Annotated in this window: 21 protein-coding genes; 10 read left to right on the forward strand and 11 right to left on the reverse strand. The window is 67.4% G+C overall.

The window, feature by feature from the left end:
• Positions 1-556: 556 nt before the first annotated feature.
• Genes ACWETB_RS08640 through ACWETB_RS08660 form a run of 5 tightly spaced genes read right to left on the reverse strand, consistent with a single transcriptional unit; the run spans position 557 to position 8,167 of the window.
• The gene (locus ACWETB_RS08640; RefSeq protein ID WP_452210579.1) at positions 557-1,753 is read right to left on the reverse strand and encodes a glycosyltransferase family 4 protein; all 1,197 of its coding nucleotides are present in this window, start codon (positions 1,751-1,753) and stop codon (positions 557-559) included.
• Positions 1,750-4,038: a glycosyltransferase gene (locus ACWETB_RS08645; RefSeq protein WP_348804982.1), complete on the reverse strand. Its 2,289-nt coding sequence runs from the start codon at positions 4,036-4,038 to the stop codon at positions 1,750-1,752. The genes ACWETB_RS08640 and ACWETB_RS08645 overlap by 4 nt, the downstream gene beginning before the upstream one ends.
• Positions 4,035-5,120, reverse strand: a complete 1,086-nt coding sequence (locus tag ACWETB_RS08650) for a glycosyltransferase family 4 protein (RefSeq protein WP_452210581.1) — start codon at positions 5,118-5,120, stop codon at positions 4,035-4,037. Before ACWETB_RS08650 ends, ACWETB_RS08645 begins: the two co-directional genes overlap by 4 nt.
• Positions 5,104-6,630 (reverse strand): O-antigen ligase family protein, encoded by a 1,527-nt coding sequence (locus ACWETB_RS08655; protein WP_452210583.1) that lies wholly within the window; start codon positions 6,628-6,630, stop codon positions 5,104-5,106. Before ACWETB_RS08655 ends, ACWETB_RS08650 begins: the two co-directional genes overlap by 17 nt.
• Before the next feature lie 4 nt (positions 6,631-6,634).
• Positions 6,635-8,167, reverse strand: a complete 1,533-nt coding sequence (locus ACWETB_RS08660; protein WP_452210585.1) for a hypothetical protein — start codon at positions 8,165-8,167, stop codon at positions 6,635-6,637.
• A gap of 345 nt (positions 8,168-8,512) precedes the next feature.
• Here ACWETB_RS08660 and ACWETB_RS08665 point away from each other — a divergent pair, with 345 nt between their 5' ends.
• From ACWETB_RS08665 to ACWETB_RS08685, 5 genes are all read left to right on the forward strand, one after another.
• A complete protein-coding gene (locus ACWETB_RS08665; RefSeq protein ID WP_449741465.1) occupies positions 8,513-9,844 on the forward strand; it encodes a polysaccharide pyruvyl transferase family protein in 1,332 nt (443 codons plus the stop codon).
• A gap of 22 nt (positions 9,845-9,866) precedes the next feature.
• Positions 9,867-11,399, forward strand: coding sequence for an oligosaccharide flippase family protein (locus ACWETB_RS08670; protein WP_449741464.1), 1,533 nt, complete (start codon positions 9,867-9,869; stop codon positions 11,397-11,399).
• The gene (locus ACWETB_RS08675) at positions 11,396-12,619 is read left to right on the forward strand and encodes a GNAT family N-acetyltransferase (protein WP_452210588.1); all 1,224 of its coding nucleotides are present in this window, start codon (positions 11,396-11,398) and stop codon (positions 12,617-12,619) included. The genes ACWETB_RS08670 and ACWETB_RS08675 overlap by 4 nt, the downstream gene beginning before the upstream one ends.
• 74 nt (positions 12,620-12,693) lie before the next feature.
• Entirely contained in the window at positions 12,694-12,873 is a 180-nt protein-coding gene (locus ACWETB_RS08680; RefSeq protein WP_452210590.1) for a hypothetical protein, read from the forward strand.
• A 44-nt stretch (positions 12,874-12,917) separates the two neighbouring features.
• Entirely contained in the window at positions 12,918-13,574 is a 657-nt protein-coding gene (locus ACWETB_RS08685) for a PaaI family thioesterase (protein ID WP_452210592.1), read from the forward strand.
• A gap of 63 nt (positions 13,575-13,637) precedes the next feature.
• Here the strand turns inward: ACWETB_RS08685 and ACWETB_RS08690 are convergent, their stop codons facing one another.
• The 3 genes from ACWETB_RS08690 to ACWETB_RS08700 are packed head-to-tail and all read right to left on the reverse strand — an operon-like array spanning position 13,638 to position 16,753.
• The gene (locus tag ACWETB_RS08690; RefSeq protein ID WP_452210594.1) at positions 13,638-14,966 is read right to left on the reverse strand and encodes a saccharopine dehydrogenase family protein; all 1,329 of its coding nucleotides are present in this window, start codon (positions 14,964-14,966) and stop codon (positions 13,638-13,640) included.
• Positions 14,967-14,997: 31 nt separating this feature from the next.
• Positions 14,998-16,080: an AbrB family transcriptional regulator gene (locus tag ACWETB_RS08695; protein ID WP_452210596.1), complete on the reverse strand. Its 1,083-nt coding sequence runs from the start codon at positions 16,078-16,080 to the stop codon at positions 14,998-15,000.
• Positions 16,081-16,129: 49 nt separating this feature from the next.
• Entirely contained in the window at positions 16,130-16,753 is a 624-nt protein-coding gene (locus ACWETB_RS08700; RefSeq protein WP_452210598.1) for a class I SAM-dependent methyltransferase, read from the reverse strand.
• Between the two features lie 252 nt (positions 16,754-17,005).
• Between ACWETB_RS08700 and ACWETB_RS08705 the strand changes: the two genes are divergently transcribed.
• From ACWETB_RS08705 to ACWETB_RS08725, 5 genes are all read left to right on the forward strand, one after another.
• Positions 17,006-17,887 carry a hypothetical protein gene (locus ACWETB_RS08705; protein WP_449741457.1) on the forward strand — a complete coding sequence of 294 codons (882 nt, stop codon included), beginning with the start codon at positions 17,006-17,008 and terminating at the stop codon, positions 17,885-17,887.
• A gap of 46 nt (positions 17,888-17,933) precedes the next feature.
• On the forward strand, positions 17,934-19,592 hold the full coding sequence (gene menD / locus ACWETB_RS08710) for a 2-succinyl-5-enolpyruvyl-6-hydroxy-3-cyclohexene-1-carboxylic-acid synthase (protein WP_452210600.1): 1,659 nt from the start codon (positions 17,934-17,936) through the stop codon (positions 19,590-19,592).
• Positions 19,593-19,632: 40 nt separating this feature from the next.
• On the forward strand, positions 19,633-20,190 hold the full coding sequence (locus ACWETB_RS08715; RefSeq protein WP_452210602.1) for a hypothetical protein: 558 nt from the start codon (positions 19,633-19,635) through the stop codon (positions 20,188-20,190).
• A gap of 112 nt (positions 20,191-20,302) precedes the next feature.
• Positions 20,303-21,469 (forward strand): glycosyltransferase family 4 protein, encoded by a 1,167-nt coding sequence (locus tag ACWETB_RS08720; RefSeq protein ID WP_452210819.1) that lies wholly within the window; start codon positions 20,303-20,305, stop codon positions 21,467-21,469.
• Positions 21,470-21,479: 10 nt separating this feature from the next.
• On the forward strand, positions 21,480-22,175 hold the full coding sequence (locus ACWETB_RS08725) for a demethylmenaquinone methyltransferase (RefSeq protein ID WP_452210604.1): 696 nt from the start codon (positions 21,480-21,482) through the stop codon (positions 22,173-22,175).
• 103 nt (positions 22,176-22,278) lie between these two features.
• Here the strand turns inward: ACWETB_RS08725 and ACWETB_RS08730 are convergent, their stop codons facing one another.
• The 3 genes from ACWETB_RS08730 to ACWETB_RS08740 form a co-directional block, all read right to left on the reverse strand.
• A complete protein-coding gene (locus tag ACWETB_RS08730; RefSeq protein WP_452210606.1) occupies positions 22,279-22,914 on the reverse strand; it encodes a DUF3558 family protein in 636 nt (211 codons plus the stop codon).
• A 4-nt stretch (positions 22,915-22,918) separates the two neighbouring features.
• Entirely contained in the window at positions 22,919-23,344 is a 426-nt protein-coding gene (locus ACWETB_RS08735) for a hypothetical protein (protein ID WP_452210608.1), read from the reverse strand.
• 213 nt (positions 23,345-23,557) lie between these two features.
• Positions 23,558-24,493 (reverse strand): oxygenase MpaB family protein, encoded by a 936-nt coding sequence (locus ACWETB_RS08740; protein WP_452210610.1) that lies wholly within the window; start codon positions 24,491-24,493, stop codon positions 23,558-23,560.
• Positions 24,494-24,525: the final 32 nt, after the last annotated feature.

Raw genomic sequence — 24,525 nt, forward strand, 5'->3', positions numbered from 1 at the left:
CCCGTGTCGAGACCCTGGTGGGGTGGCGCTGGGCGTTGGGTGGCTTCCAGCGCGGGTTGCGGTGGTCTCGAGGCTCGTCGCCCTGGGGGCTCCTCGCTCCTCGACCAGCGGGAGGGGCTTGTGCTGGGGTGCAGCTTATTTCGTTGGTGAATCTGGTCCGTTGGACGAGCCGGGCGGAGCGCCAGCGGAGCCCGTGTCGAGACCCTGGTGGAGTGGGGCTGGGAGGTGGTTGGCTTCCAGCGCGGGTTGCGGTGGTCTCGAGGCTCGTCGTTTCGACGGAGCTCAACGCGGCGGCTGGCGCTCCTCGCACCTCGACCGACGGAAGGGGGCTTACGCTGTGGTGCAGCTCTTTTCGTTGGTCGAGCCGACCGGAGCGCTAGCGGAGGTCGTGTCGAGACCTGGTGGGGTGGGGCTGGGAAGTGTTGGGCTGGTCGCGTTGTCGGGTTGCGGTGGTCTCGAGGCTCGTCGCTGGCGCTCCTCGCACCTCGACCGGCGGGAGGGGGCTTGCGCTGGGGCGCAGCTGGTTTCGCTGGCTGTGTCGGAGAGAAGCGATCGGTCAACTGGTGCGGGTGAACAGATCTTCGTAGAACTCGAGCAGGTTGTGTTCCGATGTGGCCCACGAGAGTTGGGACTCCACTCGGGATCGACCGAGGGCGCCCATCTCGGCTCGGCGTTCGGGGTTGTCGAGGAGTTCGTTGAGGGCTTCGGCGAAGGCGGCTTCGTCGTTGGCGGGGACGTAGACCGCGGCGTCGCCGGCCGACACTCGTGCTTCGACGAGGTCGAAGGATACCAGGGGGCGGCCCATCGCCATGTATTCGACCACCTTGTTCATCGTGGAGAGATTGTTCAGTGGGTTGAGCGGATCGGGTGAGAGGCAGACGTCGGCGGTGGACAGGCAGGTCTGTACGTACTCGTCGGGGACGCGGCCGGTGAATTCGACCATGTCGTCGAGCCCGAGATCGGTGGTCAGAGCGACCATCTCGTCGAGGGCGTCTCCGGCTCCCATGAAGATCGCGTGCACGTCGTCGCGGCCGATCTCGGTGCGCAGGTACTTCAGCGCGCGGATGGCGTAGTCGACACCGTCCTGCGGGCCCATCACCCCCAGGTAGGCGGCGAGATGCTTCTTACCCTGCGCCAGAGCAGTATCCGGTGTGCGCATGACGAACCTCTCGAGGTCGGGGGCGCTGCGCACCACACGCACCGCGTCGGGTGACATCTTGCCCCGTTCGATGGCGACGCTGCGGTAGCTCTCGTTGGTGGAGATCACCCCGTCGGCAGCGGCGAAGGTCACCCGCTCCACGGCCCGTGTCGCGCGGTAGAGCCAGTTGCGGCCACCGAAGCGGGATTCGAACAACTCGGGCACCAGATCGTGGTGATCGAAGACGAATGCCTTGGCGCCCAGCAGTTTCAGCAGCAGTCCCACCAGGAACAGCAGGTCCGGGGGATTGCAGGCGTGCACGGCGTCGATGCGTTCGTGGCGTCGCACCCGCAGTGCCAGGCGGGTGGTGTGCCACAGGGCGAGACCGTACTCGCGCAGATACCCGGCCGGACCGCCGGTGGCCGGGCGCAACGGATATCGCAGGATGCGCACCCCGTCGATGGTCTCCTCGGCCGCGGTGTCGGTGGCGGTGCCCTGAGGGCAGATCACGGTCACCTGGTAGCCGCCGTCGACGAGGGCGCGCGATTCCTGCCAGACCCGCCGGTCGAACGGAACCGACAGGTTCTCGACGAGGATGAGGATGTGACGCTTCATGATCGGGCCCTTCTACGTGCGAGTGCCGACACGAGATTCTGATAGTCGTGTGCGGTCTTGGTGATCTGATAGTCGTTCTCGGCGCGCCGACGGCCGGCGGAACCGAGCCGTCGTCGCAGTTCGGGATGGGCGGCGAGGTCGGAGAGGCGTTCGGCCATCGAATCCGCGTCGCCGACGTCGACGAGGTAGCCGTTGACGCCGTCGGTGACCATGTCGCTCAACGAGCCGCAGTCGGTGGCAACCACCGGCAGCCCGGCGGCCATGTACTCGATGACAGCGAGCGGCACCCCCTCGTGCACCGACGACAGGCAGCCCGCGTCGAAGGCCGGCAACAGGTTCGCGACGTCGCTGCGGACACCGGTGAACACGATGTGCTCGTCGAGGCCCAGAGACGAAGCCAGAACGCGTAATTCCTTCTCCCGATCACCCTGCCCGATCACGAACAGGCGCGCGTTCGGATGGGTACGCACCAGCCGGGACATCGCGTGGAAGGCCACCTCGTGCGCCTTCTGAGACGACAACCGGGCGACCATCCCGATCGCGAAGTCGTCGGGCTTGATGCCGAGATCGGCGCGAGCCCTCTCCCGTTCGGTGTCATCGACCGGCGGTGGAATGACGATCCCGTTGGGGATCACCACCTCCCAGGTGCGGCTGATCGCGGAGGTGCCGACGCCCTCCTGATCGTGCAGGTAGCGTCCCTGGGCGGGGCTCAGCAGCACCAATGCCTGACTGGCCCACAGGGTGTCGACCGCCCAGCGGGGCAGCACCCGGCCGCCGACGTCGGTGAGATCCATGTCGTGTGCGGCGACGATGTTGGGGATGCGGCGGATCCGGGCGGCGACCCGACCGAAGGCCAGCGCCGCGCGGTGGTGATGGGTGACGAGAACGACGTCGGTGCGCGATCGGCGCAGGTCTGCGACGAGCCGGGTGAGCCGACGCGGATCCCAGCGACCGGTCCGGTCGATCACGGCGACCTCGAAGCCGGCGTCCCGGAAGCGTTGCGTCAGCGCTCCTTCACCCCGCAGGCACACCACCCGGGGGCGGATCACATTCGTGTCGAAGTGCGAGAACAGGTCGAGCAGAAGCAATTCCACGCCGCCGACCTCGGTGACGTCGAGGACGACGGTCAGCGTCATCGGTTCGCGGGGTCCCCGGGTGGCCACCAGACGCTGCAGGTGTCGCTGCGTCGACTCGACGGCACCGTCGAGACTGAACTCGGTCTCCACCCGGGTGCGGGCATTGCGGCCCATCTCGGCGAGTCGGTCCCGGTCGGACAGCGTCGAAATGATCTGCTGCGCAAGCGCGCTCGCATCATGCGGTGGAACGAGATGACCGGTGCGGCCCTCGTCGACCAGTTCGCTGACCCCGCCGACGTCGGTGCACACGGCGGGCACCGCGCAGGCCATCGCCTCGAGCAACGCCATCGGAAAGCACTCGATGCTGTAGGAACACAACACGAACAGATCCAGGGACCGCAGGACCGCGGGGATGTCGGAACGCGCGCCGGTGAAGATCACCGCGTCGTCGAGATGGTGGGCGGCGGCCAGCTCGTGCAGCCGGTCGCGCATCGGGCCGTCGCCGACGATGAGGAAGCGGGCGTTGGGGATGCGGGCACGCACCTGCGCGGCGGCGGCGAGGAACAGCTGGTGATCCTTCTCCGGGCGCAGCGCCGCGATGATCCCGACGAGGGGCTCGCTGTCGGCGACCCCGAGGTCACGCGCCACCGACCGATCGCGGTCCTGATCGAATGCGGCCGGGTCGACGCCGTTGTGAATGATGGTGACCTTCTCCGCCGGACGTCCGAGCTCGTTGACGATGTAATCGCGTTGCCGTTGGGCCACACCGAAGTAGGCGTCGGTGACCCGGTCGAGGATCGCGTCGGCGATGATGCGGACCCGGCCCCGTGGTTCGATATCGCCGTCGTTGTGCACCCACACCACCGACACCGGGACGCGGGTGATCCAGGCGGCGATCCGCCCGAGCATCTCGGCGTTGTAGCCGCGGACGAGGACGACGTCGGGCCGATTCCGGCGGAACTCGGAGATCAGTCCGAGCAGTGCGGGCAGGGCTTGGCGTTTGCCGAGTCGCATGGCGCGCACCGGAATACCGGTGGAGCGCAGGTCGTCGAACAACGCGCCGGGTTGACCGATGCAGATGACGGAGGGGACGAAGTGCCGCGGGTCCAGTCGTGGCATCAGGGTGGCGACGTGGCGTTCGGCGCCACCGACTCCCAGGTCGGGAACCACATGCAGCACCCGGACCCGCGAGTCCAATCCGGTCGTCATCGAAGAATCCTTTGATAGATGGAGTCGAGAGTGGCGGTGGCGGCGTTGATGTCGAAGCGTTCCCGAATGCGTTCGCGGGCAGCGTCACCCAGGCGAGTGCGTCGGGCGTCGTCGATGAGCAACGCATCCAGCGCGGCGGCCAGCGCGGCGGGATCGTCGACGGGGATCAGAACGCCGCAGGAGGTGTCGAGGACATCGGGAATGTCGCCGACCGGGGTGGCGATCACCGTCACGCCGTGCGCCATCGCCTCGAGCACCGCCATCGGTAAACCCTCGTTGCGGGACGGCAACACCACGATGTCGGCGCGGCGCAGCAGCGCCTCGGTGGCCTCGGGTGAGAGCCAGCCGGTCAGCGACACTGATTCGGACATACCGTGGTCGGCGATGACGGTGCGGGCGCGGTCGAGGTCACCGTCGCCTGCGATGGTCAGCCGTGCGGGCACCGGAGCAGAGCGCTGCGCCCAGGCGTCGAGCAGGACGAAGGTGCCCTTGCGGTCACCGACGCGACCGAGGAACACCACCCGCAGCGGATCGTCCGCGCGGCGGAGGACCGAGTCATCGGACACGCGAACCGAATTGGGTAGCACCTCGACGTGTGCCGTCGGGGCGATGGCCAACAATCGGGTGCGCCACTGCGGGCCGAGAGCGATGACACAGTCGGCGGCGGAGAGGGTTTCGGCGATGTATGCCTGCAGGGGGCGGGGTGCACGCTCATGGAACAGGTGGAACTCGGCGCCGTGGACGTGCATCACCACCGGGACCCGACGCGCCGAGGCGAGCCACAGCAGCAGACTCTTGCGGATGAAGCTGCCGTAGGACGCCGTGTGCAGGTGCATCAGTGCGGGGGGTCGTCGAATCAGGGTGACGGCCACCGTAATCAGGGCGGCCAGGTAGGTCAGCATCCGGGTGGGGATGGAACCGTCGCGGTGGGTGGCGATGTGACGGATGTGCCAGTCCGACCAGAGTGGCGTGGCGGTGAACTCCCGCACCACCGACGACACCCCGCCGCGGGTGCCCAGCGAGGTGGACACCCAGAGGACCTCGGTGTCGGTGGCGGTGTGCAGGTCAGTGGACGGCGACATGGGAGACCTTCTCGGCGTGGGGAACCTTTCCGGGGGTGCCGATCGCAGCGGCACCGACCTGGGCGGCACCGACACCCGGCCCGCGGCTTCGTTCGTACCAGCCGATCGCGATGCCGGCGAGCAGGAATGCCAACGCGTTGGGGAAGTCGAAGAACCGCAGGTCCACGGTGGTGCCGGCGATGACGAGGGTGAGCATCGTCAGTGCGGCGAGCAACGCCAGGTTTCGGCCGCAGACTCCGGCGTCGGGTAGGGCACGGACGGCGCGAACCAGGGCGAGAGCCAACAGGATCAGGACGGCGAGCCACAGCCCGACACCGATGATCCCGAGCTCGACGAAGATCCCGGCCTCGTTCTGGTGCGAGGAGATGCCGAATCCGCGCATCCACGGGATCTCCTCGGAGAACCGTTGATGGTGCACCGTATTGAGTGCCGTGAATCGTCCGATCCCCCAGCCGAACAGGGGTCTCTCCTGGATTGCCCACCACGAGGTGGCCAGTGAGTTGAGCCGGTCGTCGACCTCGTTGACCGACGTGACCCCGCCGGCCGACCGGTCACTGCTGGTCAGCCGACTCCACGTGGCCATCACGCCGACGATCACCACGAGCAGCGAGATCACGTACGGTGTCCGGGGTTTGGCCAGGATGGTACCCACGATGATCACGATCACGAAGGCCAACCACACCACCCGCGTGTAGGTGAGGTACGCGCCGTAGGCCATCGCACCGGCCGCCACGTAGAGCAGCACCCGAATCCACACCGACCGCAGCCGCGGATCGGTGGCGAGGGTGATGGCGGCGAGGAATCCGGCGATCAGGCAGATCCCGTTGGCAACAGGCTGATTGAAGATGCCGTTGGCGCGCCCGGCCCAGTTGGGCGCGGTCACGATGTAGCGCGGGAACACCAGTGCGGGTGCGTGGAACTGGCAGATGTTCATCAGTGCGGAGTACGCACCGAATGCGCCGGTCATCCAGATGATCACCCGGACCGACTTCTCACTGCGATAGACCATCCGGCCGACGAGGTACATCGTGAACGGGATCGCGGTGCCGGTCAGGATGAAACGGTAGATCGACAGGTCGGTGTCGGTCAGCGGAGAGTTGACCGTCAGATCGTGTGGCGCGCACCAGGAGTAGATGTTCCACAGCAGGTAGCCGACCATCATCGCGTCGAGCCAGGTGAGTCGTGGCAGCGCGCCGTGCCGTGCGGACAGCCACAGGAGCATCGCGAGCAGCACTCCGGCGAAGGCAGGGACGAACGGATCGACCGGGGCGACCGCACCCAGGGCGATGCGCCCGAACATGGCCACCAACAGGTAGGCGACCGCGATCTGCGGATTGACCAAACCGGCGGCGACCGCCGCGATGGCGATCACCCCGAGGGCCGCCAGAAGCGGGAACTGTGCCGGAGCGACCACCACACCGACGGCGACGACGAGCGTCACCGCGGCAGCGACGATGACCCGGATCACCCGCGATCTGGTGTGCGCGAGCGGGATCGGAACCGATGCCACCGGATCAGCGCGTGCCGGCGGACTGCATGGCGGGTTCGGTCGCCTCTTCTGCGTCCGAATCCGATCCGCGGGACTCACGCCAGGTCGGGTGGGTGGCCACGTCCGGATCCTCCGGTGTGTCGGCGGTGTCGGCGGTGTCGGTGTTCTCCGCGTCGACATCGGTTGCCGGCGAGTCGATGTCGTCCGTCGGTGATGTCACGCCGTCCGCGGTGTCCGACGTGGCCGTGGCCTCACCGCCGGTACGGAACCGGGGAAGTCGCCCGACGACGGGGATCGGATGCTCGACGAACACGGTGCCGAGGATCGTGGCGTCAACCTGTCGGAGCAGGGCGACGGTCGAACCGACCGTGGCGTTGGTGGATCGTGACTGGTCGACCACCAGCACGCACTCGCGTGCGACGCTGCAGAGTACCTGCGCGTCACTGGATTCGGTGATGGGCGGCAGGATGAGCAGGATGCGATCGTAGCGGCCGCCGGCCCCGTCGAGCAGGGTGCGCAGCGCCGCGGCCGGCGGAGGTGCGTCGTCGGAGAGTTCGAGGGCCAGGAAGTCCTCGGACTCATCGGCGAGGAAGGTCTCCGTGGTCGGGTCGCCCTCATCACGGCCGTGGGCGGCGTCGATGATCGCCACCCGCAGTCCGGAGCGGCGCCAGCTGCGCGCAACCACTTCTGCGGCGTGTGCGGCGGAATCGTCGGAACTGGTGCCGCACAGCGCGATCAGCGGGGAGGTGGGTTCGGCGCGGTGATCGAGTGCGACGGCGAGATGTTGCAGACTGCGCGTGCCGGCCGGTTCGGCGGTGGGTACCGTCGCCAGCGACTCGAGCCCGGTCATCGCGTGCAGGTCGTGTGCGGAATCCGTCCGGCGGGTGAAGATGCCGCAGGCCAGTGCGACACCGGCGCCGACCACCAGGCCGGCGAGCAATGCCAACGCAATGGTGATCATGCTGGGTCCACCCGAGGAAGACACCTCCGACCGCAGGCCGAGTGTGGTGACCTGGTTGGTGGAATCGCCGGTGATCTGACTGATGCGGTCCTCCAACTGCGCCAGGGATTGCTGCGGGATCACCCCGCTGGCACTGCGGATGTCGTCAAATGGTTTGCGGATGGCGGCAACCGAACGATCCTGCTCTGCCCGTATTGCGTCGTTCACGGTGTTCTGCAATGCCGTGGCCATCTGCCCGGCCGCGGCCTCGACCTGCGCGGAGTCGGTGGACGTGGCGGTGATGTAGATCAACGGACTCGGCCCGGCCAACGACGCGGCGAAAGTGACATCCGCGGGTACCGCGGCGATGCTGCGCAGGGTGGCCTGGTAGGCGGGATCGTTGAAGAAGTTGATGTATCCCTGCGCAAGGTATGAATCCTGTTCCGGCGCACGGATTTGTGACGCAACCGACAGGGTGGCCTTGCTGGAATAGGTCGTCGCGGTGGTCAGCGACGACACCGTCCCGATCAGTGTGATGATGATCGCGATGGCGGCGACGAGATAGCGTCGCCGCCAGATGCGATCCCAATGGATCGCAGCAAAGCTGCTCGTATTCACGATGTTTCCCTTCGCGTTTGTACGCGGAGGCCCCCCCAAATTGGGCATCCTATGTCTTCGCTTGTAGCGTCCCCCCGGACGTGTGGACAGCGTCGGTGCCTCCCTGATGTGACATCCGCAGACGGGTGTCGCACGCTCACCGAGAACTGTCCTTGGACAAGTGAACCATCTTTTGTGCATTACAGTAAAGTGGGCGCGGGGGAAACGGCGTGGCCATTCCGTCATGCCGGGGGAGCGCTGGGGTGCATCGACACAGGTAGGCCGGTGTCTCCGGGGCAGAAGAGTTCGGAGAATTTCATGGGGGAAGTTGCGGCATCTGTGGTTGTGGGGGGAACCAGACCACGGGTGCTCATCGAGAACAGCGAGTACTGGCTCCGTAATCACGGGGACATGGCGATGATGCAGATGACCATCGAGCGCATCCGTCGCCGGTGGCCCCATGCGCGGGTGGCGGTGCTCACTGACTCGCCAATGTTGTTGCGCGCGTTGTTTGGTGACGTCGAGGCGGTCACCGTCGGCGACGCCGACCCGTGGGGGCCGCCGACGTGGTGGGAGAATCTCGCGCAGCACGTCGGCCCACAATTGGTGGGGCCCATCGTCATTGCCGCGTTGTGTGCGCGGGTGTGGTTGCCGCAGCGGGCGCGTGGTGCACGCAACCGGTTGCGCCGGGCGTGGCTGGTGCTCATCGGTCGCCCCGAGGAGATCGTGCCTCCGCCGCCGCGGGTGGCGGTCACCCGCGGATCGTTCGCGGCGGCCGAAGAGGCCACGGTGATCGTCGCGTTGGGCGGTGGCTACCTCACCGACGCCGACAGCGCGCAGTCGAATCGGGTGTTCGGTCTGATGGAACATGCGGTGGCGCACGGTGTTCCGGTGGCCTTGGTCGGCCAAGGGCTCGGCCCGCTGGACGATCCCGCGCTGCGGGAACGGGCGGCGGGCGCGCTCGGGGCGGCATCGGTCATCGCGTTGCGCGAGGGCCGTCGGGGTCCGGCTCTCCTCGAGTCGCTGGGTGTGCCACGTGACCGGGTGGTGGTGACCGGCGACGACGCCATCGAACTGGCCTACCGTGCGCGGACCGACGAGGTCGGCAGCGACGTCGGCCTGTGTCTGCGGGTGGCCGACTACTCTCCGGTGGCGCTTGCGGCCCAGGAGTGCGTCGGTCGGGTCGTCCGCACCGTCGCCGCCGGACACGATGCAACGATCGCGCCACTGGCCATCGCCGAATACCAGTCACAGGACCGGATCTCGACGCTGCCACTGGTCGACGGGTATCCGAAGGTGCGGGCGATGCCGCACCGGTATGCGCATCCGTCGGCGGTGATCGAGCGCGTCGGAGCGTGTCGGGTGGTGGTGACCGGGGCCTACCACCTTGCGGTTTTCGCTCTGTCGCAGGGTATTCCGGTGATCGCGCTGACCTCCACCGCCTACTACGACGACAAGTTCTACGGTCTGGCCGAGATGTTCGGTACCGGTGTCACGGTGGTTCACCTCGACGACCCCGACCTCGAGACCGTCCTGACCGGTGCGCTGACCGACGCGTGGGATTCGGCCGACGATGTGCGAGAGCCGTTGCGGTCCAGAGCGGCCGAGCAGATCGCGGCGAGCACCGACACGCTCTACGGGTTCCTCGACTCGGTGGCGGCGGGACACGCCGCGGCGGCCGGGCGGACCGACGCATGAGCATCGACGGTCCGGTGATCCGATGAGCACCGACTCGAAGGACCGCGTATCCGAAGAAGACGAGACACGCGACGGACGGTCGATGTCGAGTGTCGTCGGCAACGTCGCCGCGGCGTCGGCGGCGGCACTGGTGTTCGGCGAGATCGTCACCTTGGCCCAGACCATCGCCCTGGCCCGGTTGCTGACGCCGACGGAGGTCGGGTTGTTCATCTCCGGCACCGTCGTCGCCGCATTCCTCGGCAACTTCGTCGAGGGCGGCTTGCGTTCGGGACTCATTCACCGCGACAACGAACTCGAGGATGCCGCGGAGACCGTGTTCTGGGTGACGGCAATCGCCGGGCTCGGCATGAGCCTGCTCACCCTGGCCGCGAGCCCGCTCATCGGGTGGGCGTTCCACAGCAGCGAGGTCGGGCTGATTGCCGCCGCCACCTCGGGTGTGTTGTTCCTGTATTCGTTCACCAATGTGCCGGAAGCGTTGCTGCAGCGAGAGTTCAGCGTCAAGCGGCGTCTGATCGTCGGGCCCACCGTTGCGGTGGTGTATGCCGCGGTGGCCGTCGGAACCGCCGTCGCCGGGTGGGGTGTGTGGGCGATGGTGGCCGGATTCTATGCGTCCTACGTGGCGTGGGTTGCGACGTTGTGGGTGATCACCGATTGGCGGCCCCGCCGTGGCCGCGCCTCGGTACGACTGTGGCGGGAACTGGCACGGTACGGAATGCCGTTGGTACTGGGCATGATCGGCGCCCGAGTGCAATCGGTGGTGGAGTCGGTGGTGGTGGGCCGCGGTCTGAGCCAAGCCGACCTCGGCAATTTCCGCTACGGGCAACGGGTCTCGGCGATGCCGGAACGCGCGATCATCGAAGTGGGTGCCATCGCACTGTTTCCGGCGTTCTCACGGCTCAAATCCGACCCGGAGCGACTCAAACCGGCCTTCCTGCGAGCCCTGCAGTGGGCGATGCTGGGAGCGGCGGCCCTGTCGGGCATGATGATCGCCTTCGGCGAGCCTGCGGTGGTGGTGGTCTTCGGTGAGCAGTGGCGGGATGCGGGCGTCGTCGTCGTCGCGATGGCGGGACTCGGCGTCGGCAAGGCCCTGATCTCGGTGAGCGAGGAGGCCATCAAGGGAACCGGGCGTACCCAACTTCTGAACTGGTACACCGCGGTTGAGGTCACACTGGGTATCGGCCTGCTGCTGGCGCTGATCGGTCCGTTCGGATTGTGGGGTGCGGCGCTGTCGGCGTCGGTGACCGCGATCGTGGTGGGTATGACCTGTGTGTTCCTCGCACGCCCGATGGTCGGCTTCGCCTGGCGTGAGGTGATCGCCGCCACGGTGCCGTCCCTGCTGTGTGCCACGCTGGCCACCGTGGCCGCGTGGACGCTCGAACATGGCGTGCTGCATTCGGATTCGCGTGGCGTCATCGGCGGTGTCGCGTTCCTGGCCGTGGGCGGTGTGTTCTTCGTGACGGTGTACGCCGCCGCGTTGCTGGTGGCGATGCCCACGCAGATGCGTGCCGTGTTGCGTCTCATCGGGACACGCATCCGGATCGGGGCGCGGCAATGACGCTGATCAGAGGTAGGTCCGGACCCGATCTGTCGCATCTGCAACTGGGGCCGTGGCCGATGGGGGAGCATCGCGTGGTGCTGCGTCCGCCACGCCTCGACGACGTCGACGCCTGGCGTGGCATCCGGGTGCGCGACCGGCACTTGATCGAACCGTTCTGGGCGTACTCGCCATTGCGGTGGGAGCAGCGTCACTCCGACCGCGCGTGGCTGCGGGAGTGCCTGCGCAGCCGCCGTGAGGCGCGGGCGGGCCGATCGGTGGGTTTCGTCATCGACGTCGACGGGGAACTGCGTGGCCAGTGCGCACTGACCGACATCGACCGGCGAGGCCGGTCGGCGGAGTTGGGGATCTGGGTCGACTCGACGCTCGCATCGTCAGGTCTGGCGATCCTCGCGGGTTCCCTGCTGTCGGATTTCGCGTTCGCCACGCTCGGAGCGGAGCGGGTGACGGCGCCGGTGTGCGTCGACAACGTCCGCGCCGCCGGTGCCTGCCGTAAGAGTGGTTTCGCGGAGGAGGCGCTCATGCGGAATTACTTCCGGGTGGGGGCCGACGGCGTCGAACGGGACCATCTGCAGCTGACTCTGCGTCTGTCGACGGTGCCCGCCGAAGGCGTCACACGGAGCCTGAGCCGGTACTTCGATCCCGGCGGCAACGCCGTGGGACGGCACCTGTCGCGGGCCGCGCGGCCGCGTTACTGGCGGTTGTCGACCGTCGGTGACGGCCTGCGTTACGTGCTCGGCGTGCTCTGTGGCGGCGTGTGCGGCGTCGTGGGCAGGATCGGCCGGCACCGCGTCGTCCGTCGGCCAATGCACGAGGGCGGCGTCGTCCTGACCGCGCGTCCCGGACGCGAGGTCACGTTTACGGTGACGGTTGACGGCGGGCCGGCCGGCGTGTGCGGACTGCGGGGTCTCGATGAGCTCTCGTCGCATGTGACCGCGTGGTTCGACCTGCGCCCCGGTACCGACGAGTCGCTGGCGGCGGTGGTGAATGCGCTGGTCAGTAGTGCTTTCGCGGTGCGGGGGCTGCGTCGGGTGGCGGTGGTCTGCGTGCCGAAGTCGTCATTGTCGGATGTGCTCGCCGACGTCGGGTTCGAGCGGGAGGGATTGCTGGTCGAGCACACCGATGCGGTGGGCCGACGTGGTGATCACGAGCTCTGGGGCGTGACCGTGGCGCTGTGGAATCGCGCGGTGCAACCTGAGAGCCGCCGAGCCGCAAGCTGAGGGACTGCTGACAATTCCGCGCGTGTCCCTCGGATCGGGGACACTTTCGGTCGTTTCTTTGGCACCCTGGGGTGGTGAAGGTGTGGGAAATTGTGCTGCTCGTCGCCCTGGTGTGGGTGGCGTTGTCGGTGGGGGCCGCCCTTCTCATCGGTGCGATGATCCGGCTGCGTGATCGCCGGGAGGCCACCCGGACGCAGGACACCACGGGGCCGCATGCCGTCGTCGGCGCCGGTCGGGTGCGCCGCCGCGAGTGACGCCGCCGACGTGGCCTGGGTGGCCCGCCGATACGGTGTGAGGCATGACCTCCGCGCCACAGAACGATTGGGCTCAGCCCGCCGACAACGATTCCCCCCACGAGGGCGGGTTCCGGGCGCGCATGGACATCACCACCGAGCGGGGTGGGCCGCGGTACGGCGAACTCAACGAGGAGATCCGTCGAATGATGGATCTGGCGCGGTATGCGTGCCCGCCCGACGACATGGTCGCCGATTTCATCGATCAGATGCGCGGGTTGAATGCGCGCCTGGAGCAGGTGCAGATCGACGAGTGGCAGACACCGGCGGGTACCCGCATCGACCTGCCGGCGCGCGGCAACATCACGCTGCCGCCCTTTGAGATCACCGAAGGCGGGCCCGACGGAGTGGTCGCCGCGGTCACCTTTCGGCCGTTCCATCTCGGCGGCAACAAAGCCGCCCACGGCGGGCACGTCGCCGTCGCCTTCGACGACCTCGGTGGCATGGCATCGGCGTTGAAGGTCCAGGGCATCACCCGCACCGCCTATCTGACGGTGAACTACCGGTCGCTGACGCCACTGGAGATCCCGCTGCGGATGCACACCTGGGTGGAGGAACTCGACGGGCGCAAGGCCTTCGTGAAAGGCACGCTGCACGACGGTGATCGGCTGTGTGCCGAGCTCGACGCATTGTTCATCGCGTTGAAGCCGGGGCAGCCGTAGCCGGTGCTCGCGGACTCGTGCTCGTGTTCTCGCGACGGTCTCGCCGGGCGGCAACGATGCGGCTCAGGTCAGCTCTTCGGCTTCCAGCGTCATACCGGCCTCGCGGAGGCGATCGATGAGGGCGTCGCCCATGGCGGCGGCAGGGGTGAGGACGCCGGTGAGCTTGGGTAGTTTGTCGCGGTTGAGGGCCAGCGTCAGGGCGCATTCGCCGAGCATGACGGCTGTGGCCTTGTAGCCCGGGTCGCCGGTGGCTCGGATCGTCGAACGGTAGCGTCGGCCGGTGCTGGTGCGCGTAAAGGTTTCGGTGACGAAGTAGCCGTTGTCCCTGGCCTTTTCGCTCGGTCCCTCGCCGGGTTCGGGGAGGACCTTGTCGAGAAGGCGGCGCGTCGGACCGAAGCTCATCAGGCCGAGGAAGGCGCCCACCCCCACGCCGACAGCGCCGGCGGCCAGCGTGGAGACACCCGGGATGGAGCCGACGTTCATCGTTTCGGCGTAGTGGAAGTCAGGGCCGTAGCCGTTGTCCAGCAACGCGTTCGAGCGTCGTACCACGCGAGTGTTGTGCGAGGACATGAAGAACGGTGCGAGCGTGCCGCGCAGCGACGGGTCGACGTTGCGGGCCCGGACGATCGCGATGTCGCTCGGCTCGGAGGACATCTCCGCCTTTGGGGTGTTCCCGGGAGTGCCCGACAACGCCTGCGGGTTGAGGAGCAGACGTCGGGTCTGGGAGTCCTTGGCCTGCTCGGCGATCACCCGCATCGAGTCGATCGTGCCGCCGGACACACCGCCGCGGAAGGACTTCAGGACGAGGGTGGTGTCGGTGAGGGTGCCCGCGTCGTCGTCGCCGACCTTGCGGTAGAGCAGGAAGGCGCCGAGATCGGAAGGGACCGAATCGAATCCGCAGCAGTTGACGATGCGGGCGCCGGTGGCCTGGGCGGTCTCATGGGCCTTGTTGATGGCGAAGTGCACGAAGGGGACCTCGCCGGTGAGGTCGACGTAATCGGTACCGGCCGACGCCGCAGCGACGATCAGCGATTCGCCGTACTTCAGATATGGGCCGACCGTCGTGCAGATGACGCGGGTGCGCGCGACCATCGCGTCCAGCGAACTCGGTGACGACGAGTCGGCGACGATCAGCGGCCAGTGCGCGGCGTGGCCGCCGAGGCGGCGTCGGACGTCGGCGAGCTTGGTCTCCGAACGCCCGGCCAGGGCGACCCTTGTGCCGGCGGGTGCGTGCTCGGCGAGGTACTTCGCTGTCAGCTCGCCGACGAATCCGGTGGCGCCGAACACCACGACATCGAACTCGCGATCGGACTGCTCGGCACCCTCGGCCACCGTGGGTTCCTCGGTGACGTCGTCGGTGAAATCTGCGCTGACACTTTCCCCGCTGGTCATGGTGGCGAGCCTAGTCGCCGTGCGAGCCCGATCACAGTGGGGTGGCGCGCCGCGCGACCCATCGGGCGGCGAAAGGTGCGACGAACAGCATCAACAGAACCCGCAGGATCTGCGCGGCGACGACGAACGCCACGTTCCCACCGGCCGCGGTGGCGGCGGCGAGCACTGCGTAGATGCCGCCGGGGGTGGTGGCCAGGTAGCAGTCGAACATCGACTCCCCGGTCCACACCGACAGCAGCACGCCGAGAAGTGCGCAACCGACACCGATGCCGAGGATCAAGACGACGGCCAACGGCAGCACGCGGCCGATGGCACGCAGACGGTCGAGGGTGAAACCGAGGCCGGCCTGCCAGCCGATCACCGCGTAGGCGAGGCCGAGGAGGATGCCGGAGACGGCGGCGTCGCCGGCGATCCCGGTGAGTTCGACGATTGTCGCGATGGCCATCGGGCCGAGGAGGCCGGCGGCCGGTAGGTGGATGAGACGGCCGAGTGGCAGGCCGATCCCGATGCACACGGCGAGCAGGAGAAGGCCCCAACCCTGGTCACCGGCCGACGGGGACGCGACCACCACACCGTCGGCGCTCGCATGGAACACCATGGTCGCGATCAGCGGGATGGTGATGGTGACCAGTGCGACGCGTACATACTGGATGACGGCGACCATGCGTTCGTCGCCGCCGAGTTCCCTTGTCAGCGCGACCAATCCGGAGGTGCCGCCCGCGACGAGGGCCAGGGCGCCGGTCAGGGTGTCGACCTGTTTGTGCAGGCCGAGCAGCATGCCGCCGACTACCGACAGCGCCAGCGTGCCCAGGCCGACGACGAGCACCGGCAGCCACGCCGAGCCGAGTCCGGCGAGGGTGTCCGGGTCGGCCATCGTTCCGATGAACACGCCGAGTACACCCTGCGACGCCAGGAACAAGGGCCGCGGGATGACGGGTGGGTCCGGGTTGTCGGCGGTGGCGCGGGGTGCCACACCTGCAATGGCCAGTACCGCGGCGACAACCAGACCGGCAAACAATGCTGCGGCGTCGACGTCGAGGAGTTGCAGGAGGGCCGTGGCCATCGCGGTGAGGAGTGCCAACCCGATCCAGCGGAGGAGGGTCGGGTGGCGCATTGGGTCCAGGGTAGGCGGGGAGTTCTTCAGGTGCGTGGGGTGCGGTGGCTCAGGACGCGTGGGCGGTGCCGAGCGACATGGCGCCGAATGTGCGGGGTGTGCCGCGTTGGTAGAAGCGGTCGATGTCGGTGATCGTGAAGCCGGCGTCGGTCAGGGCGGCGGGGATGTCGCGGGTGAGGTGGCAGCCGCCGGCGACGCGGCGCTGGATCGGTTCGAGGCGGTGCTGCCAGCGTTGGACGCGGGAGTCGGGGGCGTCGCCGTGTTCCAGGAAGCACAGCGGGGCGCCGGGTTTGAGGACGCGACGCAATTCGGACAGCGCGGCGGGCAGATCCGGGATGGTGCACATCGTGAATGTGGACAGCGCCGAGTCAAAGGTGTTGTCGGCGAAGGGGAGTGACTGGCCGTCGAGGCCGGCGCGGGTGATCGGGACGGTGGCTGTGCTGACGCGTTCGGCGGCCAGGGCCCAGCCGTCGTCGGAGGGCTCGATGGCGACGACCTCGGTGACCGTGTCGGGATAGGCGGCGACGTTGAGTCCGGAACCGAACCCGATCTCGACGACGCGGCCGGTCAGTGGGGCGCAGGTGGTGGTTCGTAACGGTCGGATGAGCGACGAACCGCAGGTCAGGTTGATCAGACGCGGCAAAATGTGGCGATCATAGAAGCCGGGGGCCATGGAAGTGAGGGTAGGCCGAACCCTCTGCCCATTTCTAGACATCCCGCTCAGTAGCAGATCGCTCTGACCTGGGGTTTTGCGGCGAGGCTACTCCGAGAATGTCTAGAAATGGGCACAGGGTCGGGCGCCCGGGGATCCTCCGTGACACGGATGTGGCAGATGAGATACTAGTGTCTGATGGGATTGATGTGAAGCGGGTCCGGGTGGAGTGCACGCGGTTCGAAGATCGTCTTCTCCCCAAGCTGGAACTCGATGGAGCCACACGGGGTCCTGCTGCGTCCAATGGCCATGGACAACACGAACAACATCGACAAGATCGTGACATTGGGCGTCAGCACCCGACCGGAGCTGCTCGCGGCGGGAGTGACCGATACCGACATCAAGCGAATGGTGCGGCGCAAAGAACTCGAGCAGATCCGGCGCGGATGGTTTGCCGCCCCGGGAGCCGACCTTGAGGCCATCGCCGCAGCGCGACGGTATGGCGCAGTGAGCGGGCCGACCGCGTTGACGAAGTACGGGATCTGGGTGCCGCCCGGCTACGACCAACTGCACGTTCGGACCGGGAAGGCGGCGACTCGTCAATGGGCGGGATGCTGCCGGCCACCCGGGTCACTGACCCCGGTGACGACGATCCTCGATCCGCTGATGGTGGCGCTGGCCGCAGCGGCGCACTGCATGACCGACGAGCACTGGATCGTGGTCTGCGATTCGGTGATGAACATGCACGGCCTGGACGTGGAGTGGCTGATCGCCATGCTGCCGGGCGTCGACGAGTACATGAGGATGCTCCTCGAAGAGTGCGATCCGGCGTCGATGTCGGGGACCGAGACCATCGTCCGGGTGCGGTTGCGGCGGCTCGGTTACGTGGTGATCGTGCAACCGCCCATCAGCAGGGTCGGATTGGTCGACCTCCGGGTGGAGAACCTGCTCATCGAATGCGACAGCGAGCTTCACCACACCAGCCTGGAGAGTTACCGCAAGGACCGCCGACGGGATCGTAAGGCTCTCACCAAAGGACTCGATCCGTTGCGCCTGACCTACGACGACGTCCTGTATGGGTGGAAGGAGACCGTCGAGGACATCGAGCAGATCCTGCAGAACGAGCGGCACCATCGTCGGCTGACCGATGACTGACCGCCGCGACCGGGGCCCTCGTGCGGGCACTACTACGCTGGATCGCATGAATCCCTCGACCCTGCAGGCGCATGTGATCGTCGACGAGATGGTGCGCGGCGGTGTCCGGGAAGCGGTGCTGTGCCCCGGGTCGCGGAACGCGCCGCTGGCGTTCGCCTTGCATGCCGCGGACGTGGCCGGGTCGTTGCGGTTGCATGTGCGGATCGACGAGCGGTCGGCGGGATATCTGGCGGTGGGATTGGCGGCGTCGTCGGGGCGGCCGGTGCCGATCGTGATGACCAGCGGTACCGCGGTGGCCAACATGAGTCCGGCGGTCTTCGAGGCGAACTATGCGCGGGTGCCGCTGGTGGTGGTCAGCGCGAACCGGCCCTACGAACTGCTCGGGTCGGGGGCCAATCAGACCGTCGAACAGTTCGGCATCTTCGGCACGCAGGTGCGGGCGGCGATCAGTCTGGGACTGGCCGAGGCCGACGTCGACACGAACAGTCAGTGGCGTTCGGCGGTCGGGCGGGTGCTGGCCGCGGCGCGGGGTGCGCGGACCGGCAATGCCGGGCCGGTGCAGTTCGACATCCCGTTGCGTGAACCCCTCGTCCCGGGGTCGGGATCGGAACCCGACGACGCGCTCGGCGAGTTCGCCGGCCGACCGGGCGGGTTGCCGTGGACGCAGGCGCCGGTCGGCAAACTTGACATCCCGTTGCCGATCGATCTGTCCGTCGACACCGTCGTCGTCGCAGGTCACGGTGCCGGGTGGTATCCGGAGCTGGCCGGTGTGCCGACGGTGGCCGAGCCGACCGCACCGCATCCGTCGACGCCGCTGCATCCCCTCGCGCTCGACACGCTCACACCCAGGCAGGCCATCATCTGCGGCCGGCCGACGCTGCACCGCGGGGTGTCGCGCCTGCTGGCCGACCCGGACGTGCAGGTGTACGCGGTGACCACCGGCCCGCGGTGGCCGGATGTGTCGGGCAATGTGTACGCGACGGGCACGCGGGTGGAGGCCGTCGGCGAACCGCGTGAGGAGTGGCTCAAGGAGTGTGCGCAGATCCATCAGCGGACGCTCGGGGCGGTCGACGCCGAACTCGACGCGGGTGGTGCGCCGACCGGACTGCACGTGGCGCGGGCGGTGAGCGCGGCGATGGCGCCGGGCGATCAGTTGGTGGTGGGTGCGAGCAACCCGATTCGCGACATCGCCCTGGCCGGGCGGGTTCCGGCGGGTGTGCGGGTGTTGTCGAACCGGGGTGTCGCCGGGATCGACGGCACCAACTCGACGGCGATCGGTGCGGCGTTGGCGCACGACATCGACCATCCGGGCGCGCGGACCGTCGCCCTGATGGGTGATCTGACGTTCCTGCACGATGCGACCGGTCTGATCGTCGGACCGGGAGAGCCGAGGCCGACATCGTTGCGGATCGTCGTCGCCAATGATGACGGGGGTGGCATCTTCGGCCTGCTTGAGCAGGGAGATCCGCGGTTCAACACCGGCCCGTATGCGGGGGCGTACGAGCGGGTGTTCGGCACGCCGCACCGGACGGACCTGGCGTCGTTGTGCGCGGGTTTTCATCTGCCGCATCGTCGGGTCGAGGTGGGCGAGGTGTCGGCGGTGCTGGCCGAGCCGGGTGGTGAGGGCATCGAGGTGATCGAGGTGGTCACCGACCGGGAGCGATTGCGGGCGGTGCACGCGGGCATCGTGGCGCGGCTGCGGTAGCGGCGCGGGGTCGGTGGGGTGGCGACGTATCCTGTCTGTCATGAATCCGACGATCCTGCGGCGCGTGCAGAAGACGCTGCTGGTGCTCGGGTTGATCGTGACGGTGATGGCCGGGGCGATCGTGGTGGCCGCCTACCGCAATGACTCCGCCATCGACCGCAACAAGGGCACCGTGATGGCCGACATCGTGTCGGCGGACCGGCTGCATGCGGTGGCGTATTTCCAGACCCCGGACGGGCAGATCTACAGTCCGCGGCTGGGCCTGCTGTATCCGACCGAACTCGGTACCGGGCAGCGGATCAGCGTCGAATACGACACCACCAATCCTGACCTGGCGAAACCGGCCGGGCGGACGGCGGCGTTATCAATCATCCCGGCCGCGTCGGTGGCGGCGGTGGCGTGGCTCATCGTCATCGGATTGATGTTGCTGATCGCCGAGGTGAACCGGCAATGGCGGCGTCGACGTGGTGGGGCCGAGAGCAATGCCGAGCGTGGCGATGCCGGGCCGGACGAGGTTGCGTCGGATGATGACGGGTCGGGTAATGCGGGATCGGATGGTTCCGGTCCGTCCGGCGAGCGGGTTTCGGTGCAGGCGTGAGGATGTCGATCTAGGGATCGCTTTCGGCCGCGGTCGGAGATTTTGCGGGGAGTTCGCGTGCATGTCACGTCGCGCCTTCTCGCGGGTCATCGGCGACGGTGACGATGGCGCCATGCGCGTTGCGATTGTGACGGAGAGTTTTCTCCCGCAGGTCAACGGGGTGGTCAACTCGGTGCTGCGGGTGGTCGACCATCTGGAGCGGACCGGCCATTGCGCGGTCGTCATCGCTCCGGATTCGGAACGTGAGGGGCGGCGGGCGCCACGCTTGGTGGGTCGTCGGACGCCGGTGCACACGGTGCCATCGATGAACTTCCCCGGTGTGACGTCGTTGCCGGTCGGGGTACCGACCCCGGCGTTGTACCGGACGTTGCGCGACGTGGGGCCGGATGTGGTGCACCTGGCGTCGCCGTTCGTGGTCGGCGGTGCGGGTGCGATGGCGGCGAAGTGGCTGCAGGTGCCGTCGGTGGCGGTGTTTCAGACCGACGTCGCGGGGTTCGCGCAGGCGTATCGCATGCAGATGGCGGGCAAGGCGGCGTGGCGCTACACCAAGCGGGTGCACATGGCGTGTGACCGCACCCTGGCACCGTCGACGTCGACGATGGATGACCTTGCTGCACATGGCATTCCGAGGTTACATCGGTGGGTGCGAGGGGTTGATACGGCGCAGTTCTCGCCGTCGCGCCGCGATGAGGAGCTGCGGGCGTCGTGGGATGTGGATGGTCGGCTGGTGGTCGGGTTCGTCGGGCGGTTGGCGCCAGAGAAGCATGTGGAGCGGTTGGCCGGGCTCGACGGTGATGATTCGATCCGGTTGGTGATCGTCGGCGACGGGCCGGAGCGGGCACGGTTGTCGCGGATGTGCCCGAACGCGGTGTTCACCGGCGAGCTGCGCGGTGAGGAGTTGGCGCGGGCGTACGCTTCGCTGGATGTGTTTGCCCATCCCGGCGAGCATGAGACGTTCTGCCAGGCCATTCAGGAGGCGATGGCCAGCGGGTTGCCGGTGATCGGGCCGGATGCCGGTGGGCCGCGGGACCTGGTGACGCCGATGTCGACGGGATTTCTGCTGGATCCGCGGACGTATGCCGACCGGGTCGGCGAGGCGGTCGAGGCGTTGCGCGATCCGGTGCAGCGGGCGGCGATGGGGCGGGCCGGGTTGTCGGCGGTGCGGGCGCGGACCTGGCCGGCGCTGTGCGAGGAGTTGGTGGGGCATTATCGGGCGGTGATCGCCGAGCGCGATGGGCGTGGTGGGATCGCGTCGGAGGGGCAGCGGCTGGCCGGGTAGCGTGGTCGCCATGGCTACCACCGATCGTGCGAGTCTGGACAAGGATCCGGCCGAGGTCGCGGCGATGTTCGACGGCGTCGCGAAACGCTACGACATCACCAACACCGTGCTGTCGTTTGCGCAGGATCGACGCTGGCGCAAGGCGACCCGTAAGGCATTGGCGTTGACGCCCGACGACGTGGTGCTCGACCTCGCGGCCGGTACCGCGGTGTCGACGGTCGAGTTGGCGACGTCGGGCGCGAAGTGTGTGGCCGCGGATTTCTCGCTCGGCATGCTCAAGGCGGGAGCTGACCGTGACGTTCCCAAGGTGGCTGCCGACGCGATGCAGTTGCCGTTCGCCGACGAGTCGTTCGACGCGGCGACGATCTCCTTCGGGCTGCGTAACGTGCACGACGTCCCGACCGCGCTGGGTGAGCTGAGTCGAATTTTGAAACCCGGTGGGCGGCTGGTGATCTGCGAGTTCTCGACGCCGACGTTCCGGCCGTTCCGGACCGTGTACATGGAGTATCTGATGAAGGCGCTGCCCGCGGTGGCGACCAAGGTGTCAAGCAACCCGGCCGCGTATGTGTATCTCGCAGAATCGATTCGGGCCTGGCCCGACCAGTTCGGTCTGGGCGATCTGATTCGCGACGCCGGCTTCACCGACGTGCGCTGGCAGAACATGACCGGTGGGATCGCGGCCATTCACTCGGGGATTCGGGTGTAGGGGTATCCCAAAGTTGGGTGGCGTCGGAGCATCTGGGTGCTACAGCACCCAGATGCTCGTGCAGGAACCAGGTTTGGCGGGGGGTGGATGCTGGGTGTCTGAGTCAGGAAGGCATCTTGTCGATGGTCGCGCGCGTGAAAGCGATTGCCTTGGCGCAGATTTCGGGGGTGGGGGGTGGGTTGACGCTGATGATGACGATTGTTGTTACAATTGCAGACCCAGACTGGACGGCTGTCATGCACGAATGTAGGCCCTTTTGCTGGCCCACCGTCACGGTGCGTCCACTGATGGTGGTGTCATAGAGCCAGTTGATATTGACGGCGTACTTTTCCTTGTAGCGACGTAATGGCAGGTCGTTGCCCACGCCTTGAGAAAGGGTTGACGTGTTCGCTTCTGTGAACTGCCAGCCGCAACCCCGAGCGGTCTGGTAGTTCGCCAAGGCGGCATCGCTGACGGAGTCGGGATCGAGGCCCAGTGAGGCGACCTCTTCGGAGTCGAGAGCGGTGCAGGGCTCGTACGCTGAGCCGTCGTTGAGGTTGCTCCAGCGTTCGGTGAACTCAGTCTCGAATGGAAGTGGGCGTCCGGCGTCGTCGGTCTGGCGAGTAGTTGCGGTCGGGGACGGCCGCGTACTTTTCAGATGTTCGGGTTGAGTGACCGGTGGTGAAGAGGTCGCGCAGCCCGTTGCCGTCATCGCAAAAAATACCGCAGCGCAGGCGATGGTTCGTCGGACGGTCGGCAAGGGCTTAAGCCTGCATCAATCCCTCGCCGCCCTGGCTGTCGGCGAAGTGGAGGTCCGTGTTCGCTGTGGCGCATTGCGCTGCCAAGTCGTTAAGCGCGGCTACATGCTTGTCGATGTCGGACGCTAGCGCGCCGATGAACTCGCTCACTCCGTCAAACATGTTCTCGCCCTCCTTGACTGCGCCGTAGTGATTTCCGGCGTTTACTCGAGCGAGGTCTCGTAACACCCCAGCCAACTCCCCCGCCAACCCCCTGGCCACAGCGGCGCGACGTCCCCACTCGGCGTCGACGACTTGAACGACGCCACCGCCGAGGCCGTCACCGGCCGACGAGCCGAGCCCGATCTGACCGTCGTCGTCGGGTTGATAGCTGGGCATGTCGGAGCCCTCGAGGGGCACTCGCGTGCCTGGCAATACGAAGAAGTCCGTCATGATCTCCCCCTTCTGGCGGCTCCGGTGGCGGCCAGATCCACGGCGTCCACGCATTCTAAGCAGAAGTTCGCAGATCGGGCGGGGTAACCGCACCACTTGTGGATGGGCGGCGTTCGTCGTGTGGTGGCCATGCGAAGGGTGGGGCTTGTTGGAGAACGTGGGTGCGCTACCACCCACGACGTCCAACAGGGCCCACGTTCTTGCGGATACTGCTCAGCCGGCGTGACGGACGGGGCAACCGGGGGAGAAGGTGCCGAGCTGGTCGACATCGTATCCCTTGGGGTAGCAACGGATCTGCTGCATGTCGCGGCCGTAGTGCGGGGTGGTGCGGGGCGTGGCAGCGAACCGGATGGCCAGGCCTCGGGCCTTAAGGCCGTAGCGGGCGAGGACGCGTTCGACGGCGGTCGGCTTGGGGTAGCGGAAGGCATCGAGCAAACGGTCGTCCATCAATGCAAAGGACAGGCGGCGCACCAACCATGCCGGGAGCAGGCGGAACGGCATGAAGGTTGCGAGGAGATCGAGGGTGGCGTCGGCGACCCTGCGGGAGTCGGCGGAGTAGGCGAAGTGCGCGAGTTCGTAGTCGTCGAGGAACTTCTCGAAACTTTCGTAGGTGGCCGGGATGTCCTTGATGGCCATGTGGTTTCCGAGCTTGCGGTAGTACTCGGTCAGGCCGTCGATTTCGTTGCGGCGCAACGGTCGCCATTCGTAGTCGGCGACCCAGCGGACCGGGCAGACGACGAAGGTGGCCAGGACGTAGATCATGTCGTCGTTGGAGATGTCGTACATGCTGTGCATCTGGTTGATGCGGCGAATCGCGGCGCGGCCCTTGGGGTCTGCGAATCCGAACTCGACGGGGGTGTCGAGCAGTAGCACCGTATCGTCATAGCGCTTCTGGGTGCGGTCGGTGAATTCTCCTGTGTCGCACAGCAGATCGCCGATGGAGGGGACAGCGTAAGTGCGGAAGAGGGCGAAGCTCAGCGCCATGGTGATGCCCCACGGATACTCCAGGGTGCCCAGTGCGCGGGCGTAGGCCTCGGGTTCGCCGACGGGATCGGTGGCCGCCAGGTCGTTGCGCAGACGGTAACGCTCGGCGCGGCAGTCGCTGATGCGACCCGCGATCGCGGATGCGACGGATGATGCGGTCGGCACGATACTCCCTCGATGGCCTCGGCTGACGTGTT

This window comes from Gordonia sp. NPDC003950 (assembly GCF_053605205.1).

What these genes read in the sequence shown, in the direction of transcription:
- ACWETB_RS08725 (WP_452210604.1), top strand. Translation starts at nt 21,480, where the DNA reads ATGGCTACCACCGATCGTGCGAGTCTGGACAAGGATCCGGCCGAGGTC.
- ACWETB_RS08675 (WP_452210588.1), top strand. Translation starts at nt 11,396, where the DNA reads ATGACGCTGATCAGAGGTAGGTCCGGACCCGATCTGTCGCATCTGCAA.
- ACWETB_RS08700 (WP_452210598.1), bottom strand. Translation starts at nt 16,753, where the DNA reads ATGGCCCCCGGCTTCTATGATCGCCACATTTTGCCGCGTCTGATCAAC.
- ACWETB_RS08685 (WP_452210592.1), top strand. Translation starts at nt 12,918, where the DNA reads ATGACCTCCGCGCCACAGAACGATTGGGCTCAGCCCGCCGACAACGAT.
- ACWETB_RS08705 (WP_449741457.1), top strand. Translation starts at nt 17,006, where the DNA reads ATGGAGCCACACGGGGTCCTGCTGCGTCCAATGGCCATGGACAACACG.
- ACWETB_RS08650 (WP_452210581.1), bottom strand. Translation starts at nt 5,120, where the DNA reads ATGTCGCCGTCCACTGACCTGCACACCGCCACCGACACCGAGGTCCTC.
- ACWETB_RS08645 (WP_348804982.1), bottom strand. Translation starts at nt 4,038, where the DNA reads ATGACGACCGGATTGGACTCGCGGGTCCGGGTGCTGCATGTGGTTCCC.
- ACWETB_RS08690 (WP_452210594.1), bottom strand. Translation starts at nt 14,966, where the DNA reads ATGACCAGCGGGGAAAGTGTCAGCGCAGATTTCACCGACGACGTCACC.
- ACWETB_RS08715 (WP_452210602.1), top strand. Translation starts at nt 19,633, where the DNA reads ATGAATCCGACGATCCTGCGGCGCGTGCAGAAGACGCTGCTGGTGCTC.
- ACWETB_RS08695 (WP_452210596.1), bottom strand. Translation starts at nt 16,080, where the DNA reads ATGCGCCACCCGACCCTCCTCCGCTGGATCGGGTTGGCACTCCTCACC.
- menD (WP_452210600.1), top strand. Translation starts at nt 17,934, where the DNA reads ATGAATCCCTCGACCCTGCAGGCGCATGTGATCGTCGACGAGATGGTG.
- ACWETB_RS08735 (WP_452210608.1), bottom strand. Translation starts at nt 23,344, where the DNA reads ATGACGGACTTCTTCGTATTGCCAGGCACGCGAGTGCCCCTCGAGGGC.
- ACWETB_RS08640 (WP_452210579.1), bottom strand. Translation starts at nt 1,753, where the DNA reads ATGAAGCGTCACATCCTCATCCTCGTCGAGAACCTGTCGGTTCCGTTC.
- ACWETB_RS08720 (WP_452210819.1), top strand. Translation starts at nt 20,303, where the DNA reads ATGCGCGTTGCGATTGTGACGGAGAGTTTTCTCCCGCAGGTCAACGGG.
- ACWETB_RS08670 (WP_449741464.1), top strand. Translation starts at nt 9,867, where the DNA reads ATGAGCACCGACTCGAAGGACCGCGTATCCGAAGAAGACGAGACACGC.